Genomic DNA, 13,592 nt, shown 5'->3' with positions numbered 1-13,592 from the left:
ACGCGTTCCGTATGTGTTCCCCGTTCCCGACCGGACCCCGTCCAGGAGGCCGCCGCGTGACCGGTTCGTCCCGCCGCATCGACGTCCACCAGCACCTGCTCCCGCCCTTCTACCGCGACCTCCTCGCCAGGTCTGGCATCACCGGGGCGGGCGGCCGTGCCCTGCCGGACTGGAGCGCCGGGGCGGCCCTGGAGTTCATGGACCTGCTGGGGACGGCCACCGCCCTCGTGTCCGTCTCCACCCCCGGCACCGGCTTCCTCGGCGATCCGGGCGAGGCCGCCCGCCTGGCCCGCCGGCTCAACGACTTCTGCGCGGCCCTCCCGGGCGAGCACCCCGGCCGTCTCGGCTGGTTCGCCACCCTGCCCATGCCCGACGCCGCCGCCTGCGCCGCCGAGGCCGCGCGGGCGCTGGACGGGCTCGGGGCCGACGGCGTCATCCTGCTGGCCAACAGCCGGGGCACCTACCTCGGCGCGGACGGCCAGGACGTCCTGTGGCGGGCCCTCGACGACCGGTCCGCCGTGGTGCTGGTCCACCCGGCCGATCTGCCGGCCCCGGCCGTCGACGGCATCCCGCCGTTCGCCGCGGACTTCCTCCTGGACACCACGCGGGCCGCGTACCTGCTGGTGCGGAACGGCACCGTACGCCGCTACCCGCGCATCCGGTTCGTCCTCGGCCACGGGGGCGGCTTCGTGCCGTACGCCTCCCACCGCATGGCCGCCGCCCTCGCCGGTGACACCGGCCGCAGCCCGCTGGACGTCCTGGACGACCTGCGCGGCTTCTACTTCGACACCGCCCTGTCCTCCAGCCCCGCCGCACTGCCCACCCTGCTGGCCTTCGCCCGCCCCGGGCACGTCCTGTTCGGCAGCGACTGGCCCTTCGCCCCCGCCGCGGCCGGCCAGTACTTCGCCGCCGGACTCGACACCGGGGTCGACCCGGGCACCCTGGCGGCGGTCGACCGCGGCAGCGCCGAGGTCCTCTTCCCCCGTTTCGGCGGGCCGGCGGGACCGGCCACGGCCACGGCTCCGGCCCCGGCCTCCAGGACGAGCCTGCGCACGGGGGCGCGGCGCGCCGCCGCCCGGCTGCTGTTCAAGCTGGTCCAGCCCGGCGCCGACTGAGGGCCGTCCCCGGCCGCCGGTCAGGACAGCAGCTCGCGGATCAGGGACAGCACGGCGGTCCGCTGCTGGTCCGGATGGCAGAAGTAGTGGTCCCCGGCGAAGGTCTCCAGCCGGAAGGCGCCCCCGGTCACCTGCTGCCACGCCCTCGTCCCCGCCTCGTCGACCAGCGGGTCCCGGCGGCCGTGCAGCGCGGTGACCGGCGCGTCGAGGACCTCTCCCGCCGTCCATGGAGCGGCCCCGCGGACGAGGCACAGATCGGCGCAGCCGACCGGTTCCGGCACACCGAGCAGGTGCTCGCCGGCGTCCGCGCCGAGACGGTCCCGCAGGGCACGCCCGACACGCAGCGGATGTTCCCCGTACGCCGTGATCATCTCGGCGGAGGACGGCCACCCCGGGTACCCGAGGGACCGGTACGCCTCCGCGATCCGCGCGGCCACCGGGTTGGGCCCCAGGGACGGCGAGGTGCAGGCCGCGACGAACAGGTGGCGCAGCGGCCCGCCCCGCACCACGGCGAACTCGTGGGCGAGCCGGTGGGCGAGCAGGGCGCCCATGCTGTGCCCGTAGAAGGCGAAGGGGCGGTCGGTGTACGGGGCCAGGACCTCGGCGAGGAGGCCCACGGCCTCCTCGCAGTCCTCCAGCGGCCGTTCCCGCCAGCGGTCCTCCCGGCCCGGCAGCTGCACCGGGCAGACGTCGATGTCCGTCGGCAGCCCGTCCGCCCAGGTGCGGTAGACGGACGCGCCACGTCCGCCGTACGGCAGGCAGAACAGCCGTACCCGGGGGTCCGGGCCGAGCCGGTGGTGGCGCAGCCAGCGGGCCGGGTCGCGGGAGACGGGAGCGCTGTGCCGTCGCCCGGCCGGCTCCTGGTCCCGCCCGGCCGGGGACGCCTCCCCCGCGGGGGCGCCGGCGGGGACGGCAAGGGGGTCGGCAGGGGCGTCGGCGGGGGCGGGCCGGAAGACGGGCAGTCCGGCGAGCAGGACGGCCAGGTCGCCCACCGTGGGACCGTCCACCAGGACGTCCAGCGGCACGTCGGCGCCCAGGTCCGCGGACAGCTGCCGGCGCAGTTCCAGGGCCGCGAGCGAGTCGAGTCCGAGCTCGGCGGCCGACCGCTCCCGCAGGTCCTCGGCGGGCACGGTGACCAGACCGGCCAGCACGTCCGTCAGATGGGCGAGGAGGATCTCCGGCCGCCGGTCCGGTACGGCTCCCCGCACCCGCCGTACGAGGTCGGCCCGCCGCGGGCCTCCGGGGACGGCCGCGCCGGCCGCCGTCCCGGTGGCCGTGTCCGCATGACCGGGCGGGTGCGGGGTGACGAGCCCGGCGGCCAGGACGCGGACCTCCGCCCCCTGGCATTCGGCGAGCAGGCGCCCCTCCGGGCCGAAGAGCCGGTAACCGCCCGTCCGGCCGTGCCCGTCCGCCGGCCCGGCCTGCCGGAAGTGCGCCCACAGCGGCCGCGCTCCGGGACCGGGGGTGTTGTCCAGGCGGAACCGGCCCAGCGCGGAGGTGATGAACGCGGCGCCTGCGGGAAGGTCCTCCCCCGCTGCCAGCGCGTACAGCTGGGCGCAGGCGTCCAGCACCCCGGGGCGCAGGCGCGCCGTGTCGCCCTGGCCTCCGCCCGGGCCTCCGCCTTGGTCGGGCCCCTCCGGGCCGGTGGCGCGCAGCCGGGCCAGTACTTCGCCGCCGCCCGACCACGCCTCCTCGACGCACATGACCGAACCGCCCAGTGCCACACCGCGTCCGCGCAGCTCGCGGTAGAAGGCGTCCCCGGTGGTGTGGACCGGCAGCCGTTCGCGGAGCACCCGGCGGTCCTCCTCGGACAGACCCGGCCCGGACACGCCGGACACGCCGGACACGGAGGGACAGGGACGGAATCGGCCGTGCGCGTGCCTGGTCCAGCCGGCCTGTCCGTCCGTGGTGTCCGTGGTGTTTGTGGTGTTTGTGGTGTCAGTGGTGCTGTGTACGCCGAAGGCACTCCATCCGTCGTCCTGGTCGTCACCGACGACGATCTGCACCGTGCGGCTGCCGTCGGCGAACGCGAGCACCTGTTCGAACACCACCTCGCGCAGTTCGTACGACGGGGCCCCGCCCAGCTCCCGGGCGATGTCCGTCAGCAGGTCGTGGTAGTGGCCCAGGTGCAGGACCCCTCCCGTGTCGGCCAGCTCGGGCAGCGACCGCAGGCCGAGAACGATCTCGAACTGCCGGCTGCGCAGCGGAGACCGCACTCGCCTGAGCACCGGCGCCGGCGGGCCGACGGGACCAGTAGGACCGGTGGGACCGGTGGGACCGGTGGGCGGGGGTGCAGTCACGTCCGGCCGGTGCGCGGCGGCGGCCCGGAAGGCGTCGGCGCGCGGCAGCGGCGGAGCGTGCCGGGTGCGCCGGAAGGGGTAGGTCGGCAGGGCGAGGCGGGCCGGGCGTTCGCCCTCGTGCAGCCCCTCCCACCTCACGTCGGCCCCGGCGCGGTAGGCCGCGGCGAGCCCGTCGAGCAGTCCGGACCACGGGTCCCTGCCGCCCCCGGCGGTGCGGGTGATCGTCCACCACAGGCCGTCGGCCGCCTCACCTGGCGCGCCGGTGGGCACGACGGTGGACGCGTCCGCGGCAGGGCCGACGACGACGAAGGTTCCGTAACCGCTGTCCGCGAGCGGAGCGAGTACCGTGCGCCCGTCGTGGCGGGCGTCCGCCGGGTCCTGCGCCGAGAGCCAGAACCCGGGATCGTCCGGTGGCCCGTCCTCCGTCGCCGGGGCGCGACCGGTGAGGAAACGCAGCCGGGGCGCGGCCGGTACGGCCGTGGGCGCCGGACCGGCACCGCGGCGGGCCGCGAGGTACGCCCCGGCGGTCGTTACGTCCATGATGCCGGCGACGCAGGCGGCGGCCAGCACGCCGGGTCCGCGGCCACCCACCGCGGCGGGGGCCAGGCCCCAGCAGTCGGCCAGCAGCCGGGACAGCGCGAACTGGTAGGTGAAGCGGCACACGTCGGCCGCCAGGGGGTCGACCGGCGTACGCGGATCCACCGGCGCGGTGGCCGGTCCGGCCGCGGTGGCCCGGAGCCGGGTCACGCATTCCTCGTGCGCGGCGCGGAAACCGGAGCTGTCGGCGTACAGCTCCGTGGTGTGTTCGGCCGCCTGGAGGAGGTCCGCGTCGAGGAACAGGGCCGTGTGCCGGCCGGCGCGGCAGGGCCGGTCCGGTACCGGGTGGGCCGCCGTGCGGCGCAGTTCGGCGCCGAGGTCCGCTCCCCCGGCCCCGGTCACCAGCGCCGTCCGGTACGGGAAGTGGCGACGGCGCACCCCGAGGGTGTGGGCGAGGTCGGTGAGCTGCGCGTCGGGGTGGGAGTCGGCCCACTCCGCGAGGTTGCGCACGAGGTCCCGCAGGGCGCCGGGGTCCGCGGCGGACAGCGGCAGCACCTGGGCCCTGCGCCGTGCCGACGGAGAGGCCGTCACCGCGTCGGCCGCACTGGCGGCCTCCAGCACGACGTGGGCGTTGGTGCCGCTGAAGCCGAGGGAACTCACTCCCGCCGACCGCGGGCGCCCGTCAGCCGGCCAGTCCACCGACCGGTCGGGCAGGATCACGGGCAGACCGGCCGTGCCCAGCCGCGGATTGGGCTCCCGCAGATGGAGGTTGCCGGGGATCCGCCCGTGCCGCAGCACCAGCACGGTCTTGATGAGGCCCGCGACACCGGCGGCCGGTTCCAGGTGGCCGACGGCCGATTTCAGCGCGCCGAGGACCAGGGGGCGCGACGTGGGCCGGTCCCGGCAGAGGACGTCGACCGCGGCGCGGACCTCGATCGGGTCGCCGAGCGGTGTCCCGGTACCGTGCGTCTCCAGGAATCCCACCGCGTGCGGGTCGGTGCCGGCGTCCCGCAGCGCCGCGCGCAGCAGTTCCCGTTGTGCGCGCTCGCTGGGCACGGTCACCCCGCCCGCCCTGCCGTCGTGGTTGACGGCCGAGCCGCGTACGACCGCCAGCACGGGAGCGCGTACCGCACGGGCGTCGGACAGCCGCATGAGGGCGACCAGGCCGCAGCCCTCGGACCGGACGTAGCCGTCGGCGGCGGCGTCGAAGGTCCGGCACCGGCCGGTGGGGGACAGCGCGCCCATCTTGCTGAGGGCGACGTACGGTTCCGGCGCGAGCAGCAGGTTGACCCCGCCGGCCAGCGCGGCGTCGCACTCCCCCAGCCGCAGGCTCCGCACCGCCAGGTGGACGGCCACCAGCGACGACGAGCACGCGGTGTCGACGACGAGGGCCGGTCCGCGCAGGCCCAGCGTGTGGGCGAGCCGCCCGGCGGCGACGCTGGGGGCGGCGCCGGTGGCGGTGAAGGGGCCCACCTCGGCGGCCTGCACGGGCACCCGGGCGTGGTCGGAGCCCGACATGCCGACGAAGACGCCGACCGCGCCCGGGTCCGGCCGGTCGGTGAGCAGACCGCCGCTCTCCAGCGCCTCCCAGCCGGTCTCCAGCAGGAGGCGGTGCTGCGGGTCCATCCGCGCCGCCTCCTGCGCGGAGATGCCGAACAGGGCGGCGTCGAAGGCGTCGATGTCCTCGGCCAGGAACCCGCCGCCGGTGGTGTACGTGCGGCCCGGTGCCCGTGGGTCGGCGCAGTAGTACGGCTCCGTCGGCCAGCGGTCGGCGGGAACCTCGGTGATCGCGTCGGCGCCCCGTTCCAGCAGGTCCCACAGGAGCGCCGGTGAATCGGCGCCGCCGGGCAGGCGGCAGGCCATGCCGACCACGGCGATCGGCCGGTGCCGGGCCGACCGCTCCTGCGCCAGCTCGGCACGGAGGGTGCGGATGGCTGTCAGGGACCGTTGCAGCAGGTCCTCCTGGCGGTCCGTCACAGCCCCAGCTCCTTCAGCTCGGCGGCCAGCGCGCCCCGCACCCCGGCCTCCCCGGCCTCCCCGGCCAGGATCGGCAGGGTCCGGGCGAGTCTGCCGAGGTCCGCGTGGAGTACGCCGAACTCGGGTCCGCCGGTGCCGAGGGCGCGGTCGAACGCCTCGGTGGCCAGGTCCGTGTCCACGGGGGCCAGACCGTGGCGGCGCAGCAGGTACCCCTCGGTCGCCGCGTCGAGGCGCATCCCGCCGTCCCGCATGTACGGCCAGATCAGCGCGACGGTACGGCCACTGCGTACGCCACCGGCGCGCAGCGCCTCCCGCTGCCGGGCGAAGGCGGTGAGGAAGGCGCTCGCGTAGCCGTAGTCGCTCTGCCCCGCGTTGCCGGTGAGCGCGGTGAGCGACGAGAACATCATGAAGAAGTCCAGCCCGTCGTCCCGGGTGTGGGTGTCCAGGTGGACGGCCCCGGCGAGTTTCCCGGCGAGGACGGCGTCCACGTCCCGTGCGCTCTTGTTGGTCACCAGGGCGTCCTGGAGGTGGCCCGCCGCGTGGACGACGCCGTCGAGTCCGCCGTACCGGGCGCGTACGCCCGCCAGCAGGCGGCGTACGTCCTCCTCGCGGCCGACGTCCGCGACGACGTGTTCGACGCAGGCGCCGAGCTCCGCGATCCGGTCGACCGCCTCGCGCCGCCCGGGAGCCGGCGCCGACCGGCCGGCGAGGACCAGCCGGCAGCCGGGAGCCCGCCGGGCCAGGTGCCCGGCGAACAGAAGGCCCAGCGCCCCGAGGCCGCCGGTGATGAGATAGGTGCCGCCCGGTGCGGGGCGGACCGCGGGCGGCTTCCCGGTGTCCGGCGGCAGTGACCGCATCCGCCGTACGAGGCGGCCGCCGGGACCGTGGCGGACCTCGGGGGGTGGATCCGGGAGCCCGAGCTCGGTCTCGCACGCCTCGATCACGTGTGCCGGTGTCGGCAGGACGTCGGCCGCCTCTCCGGCCCCTGCCCCTGCCACGGCCACGGCCACGGACTGGCAGACCAGCCGCGGACTCTCGTGCCGTACACAGCGCGCGAATCCGCCGAACGCCTCCACCAGCGGCTGCGGTCCTCCGGCCGCGGCGTACTCGTCGAGCACCAGCAGACGCACCGGACCGGAGAGGGGGACGAGTCCTTGGACCAGCGGCAGCACCGAGCGGACACCCGCGTCGAGACGTTCGTCGAGGGTCCGCCCGGCCGTCGCGGCGCCGCACGCCCAGCGGTGGACGAACACCCGGGGCACCCCGCCGGGCCGGTTGGTGAGGTCCTCCACCAGCCGGGCGCAGTCCTCGTCCCGGCCGGGCCGTACGACGTACTCGTCGTCGCGCGTGCGGCCGTACTCCGCTCCCGGCCGGACCAGGACCACGGGGCCGCCGGAGCCCAGCTCGCGCAGGCGCCGGGTCAGCGCCGCGGCGAGTACGCCGTCCGTGTCGAGGACGACGGCCCCGGTCGCCCAGACCGCGCGGGCGTCCGCCGGGCCGGGGGGTGGACCGGGTGGTGGGGCCGCCTCCCAGGTCCCCTCGTAGAACAGCTTCTCGAAACGCGGCTCCGGGGCCGAACCCGGGGCCGGGGCCGGGGCCGGGACCTCCGCCGCCGCGGATTCCGATTGCGACTGCGGCTGCGGCTGCGGCGGTGACTGCGGCTGCGGCAGGTCCGGGCCGATCCTCTCCAGCAGGTACCGGGCCAACTCCGTGACGGTCGGGTGGTCGAACGTGACGGTCGCGTACATGGGTACGCCGAGTTCCTCCTCGATCCGGGTACCGAGCCGGACGGCGAAGACCGACTCCAGGCCGAGATCGGTGAAGCCGTGGTCGGGAGCGGGCAGGGTGCCGGGGGCGTACTGGAGCAGACTGCCCAGCTCCGTCCGCAGCCGCTCCACGAGGAAGGACTGCCGCTCGCTCTCGGGCAGCGCCCTGAGCGCGGCGAGCGTGCCGGTGTCCGGGCCGTCCGTCTCGACCGGATCCGTCGCAACCGGGTCCATCGCAGCCGAGGCCGTTGCAGCCGGATCCGTCGGAGCCGCCGGTCCCGCGTCGTCGAGCCAGTGCCGTTCGGGGGTGAACGGATACAGCGGAGCGGGTGTCCGGCGCGGGCTCTCGTCCGCCGCGTACATCTCCTGCCAGTCCCAGGACGCGCCCCGCACCCACGCACGGGCGATGCCGTCCCACTCCCCGCGTCGCGCGAGTGCCGCCAGCTCGCCGACGGCGGTTTCCGACCGTGGTTCGCGCGGCACGGCTCCCGTGTGCACCACGGGCCGGCCGGCCGCCCCGCCGCCGTCCAGGTAGGCGTCCAGGGCGCCGGTCGCCTCGTCGCGGTCGGCGGCGACGAACGCCAGCCGGTGCGGCAGGGCGCTCCGTCCGCACTGCAGGGTGTACGCCAGGTCGAGCAGGGCACCGGGCCCGTACCCCGACTCGTACTCGTGCTCGCACTCCTGCTCCTGCTCCTGCTCCTGCTCGTACTCCTGCTCGCGCTCGGTCAGGAATGTCCGTAGCCGCGCGGCGTAGCGACGCAGGGCGGCCTCGTCGTCGGCGGACAGGACGAGGACACGGGGGCGGCGTTCGGGCCGGCGCCGGGGGGCCGGCGGGGGCGCCTCCTCCAGTACGAGGTGGACGTTGACACCGCCCGCCCCGAAGGAGCTGATGCCCGCCCGGCGCGGCAGCGGCGTGCCGTCGGGGCCGCGCAGGGGCTCCCACGCGGCCCGTTCGGTCTGGACGCGGAAAGGGGTCTGTGCGAAGGGGATCTCGGGATTGGTGCGGTCCGAGTGCAGCAGGGAGGGGACCAGTGTGCGGTGGTGCAGTTGCAGCGCGGTCTTGGTCAGCTGGGCGATACCGGCCGCCGCCTCCGCATGGCCGATCACGGACTTCACGGAGGCGATGGCGCAGTACTGGCCCGGCCGGCCCGCGGGGGCGTACGCGTCGGTGAGCGCGCGCAGTTCGATGGGGTCGCCGAGGCTGGTGCCGGTGCCGTGGGCCTCGACGTAGCCGACGGTGTCCGCGGTGACCCCGGCCGACCGCAGGGCCGCCCGGACCAGTTCGGTCTGGGCGACGGGGTTGGGCACGCTGTAGCCCAGGGTCCGGCCGTCGCTGTTGACCGCCGAGCCCTTGACGACCGCGTAGACGTGGTCGTTGTCGCGGAGCGCCCACCGGAGGGGCTTCAGCAGCACGGCGCCGACCGCCTCGGCCGGTACGTAGCCGTCCCCGCCCGCGCCGAACGCCCGGCACCGGCCGTCGCTCGCCAGGAAACCCGCCTGGTCGAGCATCATGTACTTCGTCGGGTGGAGGGAGAGGTTGACCCCGCCGGCGATGGCCGCCCCGCACTCGCCGCGCCGGATGCTCTCGCAGGCGAGGTGCACCGCGTACAGGGACGAGGAGCAGGCGGTGTCGACGGTGAGGCTGGGGCCGCCGAGATTCATCAGGTACGAGACCCGGTTCGCCACGGAGAACGTCTGCGACTCGACCGCCACCCACTCGCCCCGGGCGACGGCCTCGGCTCCGAACAACTGGTAGTTGTTGTACGTGACCCCGCAGAACACGCCGACCGGCGCCCGGCCGTCGCCCGCTGCGGTGCCTGCTCCGGGGCCCGCTGTGGGGCCCGCTGTGGGGCCCGCGAGGGCCGCGGGCGGGTAGCCGGCGTCCTCGGCGCACTCCCAGGCCGTCTCGATGAACAGCCGCTGCTGCGGATCGAGGAACCGGGCCTCCACGGGCGCGATGTGGAAGAACGTGGCGTCGAAGGCGTCGACGTCGTCGAGGAAGCCGCCCCAGCGCGGCCAGTCGTCACCGTGCCGCTGTCGCGCCAGTTCGGCGTAGTGGCGGTAACCGGGCCGGTCCAGGGGAATGTCGCCCACCGCGTCCACGCCGTCGAGCAGGTTGCGCCAGAACGCGGGCACGGTGCGGGCGCCGGGGTAGCGACCGCTGATGCCGATGACGGCGATGTCCTGGCCGGGTGGGGAATCGGGGTCAGGGTCGGGGTCGGGGTCGGTGGGAGCGGGGGCGGGGGTAGGGGTGTCGGCCTGGCGTGTGAGGTGGGCGGCCAGGTCCCGGAGGTTCCTGCAGGTGTAGAAGACCGTGGTGGACAGCGGCCCGTGGCGCTGCTCCAGACGGCTGCGCAGCTGGAGCACCGTGACGGAGTCCAGGCCCAGCCGCTCGAACGGCGTGTCCAGGTGCATCTCGGACCGGTCCCACCCGAGCACTCGCGCGAACTCGTCCAGAAGCGCCTCTGCGACATCGTCGACATCGTCCCCGGCGGACGGCACGACCGGACGGGGGGTACGGCTGCCCTGCGGCCGGGGCCAGAACCGGCGCCGCTCGAAGGGGTAGCCGGGCAGGGGCACGCGGCGGTACGGACCCGCCGGGCGCAGCGCGGCCCAGTCCAGGTCGGCCCCCGACACCCACAGCCCGGCGAGCCGGTCGAGTCTGCCGTCCGCGGCCAGCCCGGCGAGGTAGGCGGCGCCCTGCGGGTCCGCTCCGAGGTCGGCGAGGACGTCCGCGGCGACGCCGGTGTGGACGCCCGCGCCGGCTCCGCCGTCCGCGCTGCCGTGCCGGCAGAAGCCCTCCAGCCCTGCCCGCAGTTCCGCGACGTCCCGTGCGACGACCGCCAGCCGGTGGGGCATGGCCTCCCGCCCGGTCTGCAGGGTGGCTGCGACGTCCGGCAGGTCCGCCACCGGGTCGCACGCCGGACGGGTACGCAGCCGCGCCGCGAGCTGTCCGGCCGCTGCCCGGAGCCGCTCGGCGGAACCGGCGGACAGCGGCACGACGTGCGACCGGAGGTCCGGGCGAGCGTCCGGCCGGACGTCCGGGCAGGCATCCGGGCGGACGTCCGTCCGGATGCCCGCCCGTGATCCGGTCGGCCCGGTCGGCCCGGTCGGCCCGGTCGGCCCGGTCGGCCCGGTCGGCCCGGTCGGCCCGGTCGGCCCGGTCGGCGGAACGTACTCCTCCACCACCACGTGGGCGTTGACGCCGCCGAAGCCGAACGAGCTGATCCCGGCACGGCGGGGCAACGCGTCGCCGTCCGGCCCGACGGGACGGGGCCAGGTACGGGTCCGGTCCAGCAGGTGGAAGGGGGAACCGGCGAGGCGGAGATGCGGGTTGGGCGTGGTGAAGCCGCGCAGGGCCGGCCGCCGCCCGCACCGGACGGCGAGGACGGCCCCGACCAGTCCGGCCATGCCCGCGGCGGCCTCCAGATGGCCGATGGAGGTCTTCACCGAGCCGATGCCGCAGTGCGGTTCGTCGGGGCCGGCCAGACCCCAGTCCTCGTACAGCGTCCCGAACGCCTGCCGCAGCCCCTCGATCTCGACCGGGTCACCCAGCTCGGTACCGGTGCCGTGCGCCTCGATCAGACCGGCGGTGGACGGATCGAGGCCGGACTCCCGCCAGGCCGCGACGATCACGTCCGCCTGGCGGTCCGGGCCCGGGGCGGTCAGCGAGGCGGTCCGGCCGCCGTGACCGACCGCGCTGCCCCGGACGACCGCGTGGACGTGGTCGCCGTCGGCCTCCGCGCGGGCCAGCGGCTTCAGCAGGATCGCGGCGACGCCCTCGCCGCGCACGTATCCGTCGGCCCGTGCGTCGAATGCCTTGCAGTGGCCGTCCGGGGCGAGCATGCCCGCCCGGCTGAAGGAGACGGAACCGCTGGGCGCGGCGAGTACGTTGACCCCTCCGGCGACGGCCTGGTCGCACTCGCCGAGCCGGATGCTGCGGACGGCGCGGTGCACGGCCACCAGGGAGGACGAGCACGCGGTGTCCACCGGCTCGCTGGGGCCGCGCAGTCCCAGCAGGTAGGAGACGCGGTTGGCGAGCACCGAGTGCGCCAGTCCGGTGGCCGTCCTGGCGTCGACCGGGACACCGGCGGTGATGAGGGTCTCGATGTAGTCCATGCCGCTGACCCCGGCGAAGACCCCGGTGCGGCTGCCGTCGAACTCGGACGGACGCCGGCCGGCGTCCTCCAGGGTGTGCCAGACGGTCTGGAGGAACAGCCGTTGCTGGGGGTCCATCAGCAGCGCTTCGCCCGGGGAGATGCCGAAGAAGGCGCAGTCGAACGTGTCGGCGTCCCGGAGGAAGGCGCCCCATCGGTGGGGCACCGCGGTCGCGGAGGACGTCCCGTGACCGTCGCCGTCGTCGAGTGCCCGCCAGTCCCAGCGGTCGGGAGGGATCTCGCCGACCGCGTCGTGTCCGGCGAGCAGGTTCTCCCAGAAGGCGGGGAGGTCGTCCGCGCCCGGGAAGACCCCGCTCATCCCGATCACCGCGATCGGCTCACCGGCCGGGACGGGCCGGCCGGCGAGGGCGGACCGGCCGGCGGGAGCCGACCGGCCGACGGGAGCGGACTGTGGTGCCGGACCCGTCGGTTCGACACCACCGTCCGCCACCGGCTCGGTACGACCCGCCGCCCGCGCCGGATCGCCGGACGGGTCCGGGTACAGGTCCGGGCCCGGGTACAGGTGCGGCATCCGGTCCCGGTGCGCGGACGCCAGGTGGCGGGCGAGCGCACGCACGGTGTGGTGCTCGAAGAACACCGACGGCGCCACATCGGTCCCCAGCCGGTCGCCGAGCCGGCCGGAGAACTCGATGAGCTGCACGGAACCGAACCCGAGCGCGGAGAGTTCGGCCGTCGGAGTGACGGAGGCGTCCTGGCGGCCGCCGACCGCCAGCATCTCCCGCACCCCCCGCAGCAGGTCCTCCTCAAGGAGCCGGACGTACGCCTCCTGCACCTTCTGTGCCCCCTGCACCTCCTGCACCTCCTGCGCCTCCCGGTGCGGAGCGACGCCCGTCCGGGCAGCTCGTACCGCCCGGACCATCCCGATGACCGCCGTACCGGGTCCGATCTGCCGGAAGTCGTCCACTCCCGCGTCCAGCAGCCAGCGCACCGAGTCCGTCCAGCGCACGGGCGCGGTCAGCTGCCGGACCAGTTCGGCGCCGATGTCCCCCCGGTGCGGCGCGGCGGTGGTGTTGGCGATCACCGGGATCCGCGGCGGCGCCGGCTCGAACCCGGTCACGAAGCCGGCGAACGCCTCGGCCGCCCCGGCCATGTACCGGGAGTGGAACGCGCCGCTCACGGGCAGCGCCAGGCAGCGGGCACCGGCCGCCTCCAGGTGGGGGCGTACGCGGGTGAGACTCCCGACCGGCCCGGAGATCACCAGCTGGTCGGGGGTGTTGTGGCCGGCGATGTCGATGTCGTCGCCCGCACAGCGGGCCAGGACGTCGGCGAGGTCCTCGGCGCCGAGGCCGATGACCGCGGCCATGCCCCCGCCGGTGGCGAGGGCCATCAGTTCGGACCGCCGCCGCACCAGCCGCAGACCGGTGGCGAAGTCGAAGACACCGGCGGCTTCCAGGGCGTTGTACTCCCCCAGGCTGTGGCCGGCCAGGAAGTCCGGCGGGCTGTCGTGCCGCGCCGACCAGCTCCGGTGCGCGAGGGCGTTGACGACGTACAGCGCGGGCTGGGTACGGCGGGTGTCGCCGAGCCGCCCGCCGGGGTCGTCCAGGCACAGCCGCTCGACCGACTCCCCGAGGATGTCGTCGGCCTGGGCGGTCAGCTCCGGGAAGCGGGGGAAGAGTTCCGCTCCCATGCCGCGGTGCTGGGCACCCTGCCCGGGGAAGACGAGCGCGATCACTGGTGATTGCTCCGAACGCTGGGGACCGGGTGGACGGCGACGGGCCA

General features: G+C 75.8%; 3 protein-coding genes. 1 reads left to right on the top strand and 2 read right to left on the bottom strand.

What is annotated here, in order from left to right:
- The first annotated feature begins 56 nt into the window (after positions 1-56).
- A complete protein-coding gene (locus KM933_RS06885) occupies positions 57-1,115 on the top strand; it encodes an amidohydrolase family protein (RefSeq protein WP_308013281.1) in 1,059 nt (352 codons plus the stop codon).
- Between the two features lie 20 nt (positions 1,116-1,135).
- Here the strand turns inward: KM933_RS06885 and KM933_RS06880 are convergent, their stop codons facing one another.
- Together KM933_RS06880 and KM933_RS06875 are read right to left on the bottom strand one after the other, a co-directional pair.
- On the bottom strand, positions 1,136-5,929 hold the full coding sequence (locus KM933_RS06880; protein WP_221349200.1) for a beta-ketoacyl synthase N-terminal-like domain-containing protein: 4,794 nt from the start codon (positions 5,927-5,929) through the stop codon (positions 1,136-1,138).
- Positions 5,926-13,545 (bottom strand): type I polyketide synthase, encoded by a 7,620-nt coding sequence (locus tag KM933_RS06875; RefSeq protein WP_221349198.1) that lies wholly within the window; start codon positions 13,543-13,545, stop codon positions 5,926-5,928. The genes KM933_RS06880 and KM933_RS06875 overlap by 4 nt, the downstream gene beginning before the upstream one ends.
- Positions 13,546-13,592 lie beyond the last annotated feature (47 nt).

It is taken from the genome of Streptomyces beigongshangae (assembly GCF_019710745.1).
GTDB classification, from domain to species: Bacteria; Actinomycetota; Actinomycetes; order Streptomycetales; family Streptomycetaceae; genus Streptomyces; species Streptomyces beigongshangae.
Note: the sequence above shows the minus strand (reverse complement) of the source record. Positions and strands in the feature narration are given on the sequence as shown.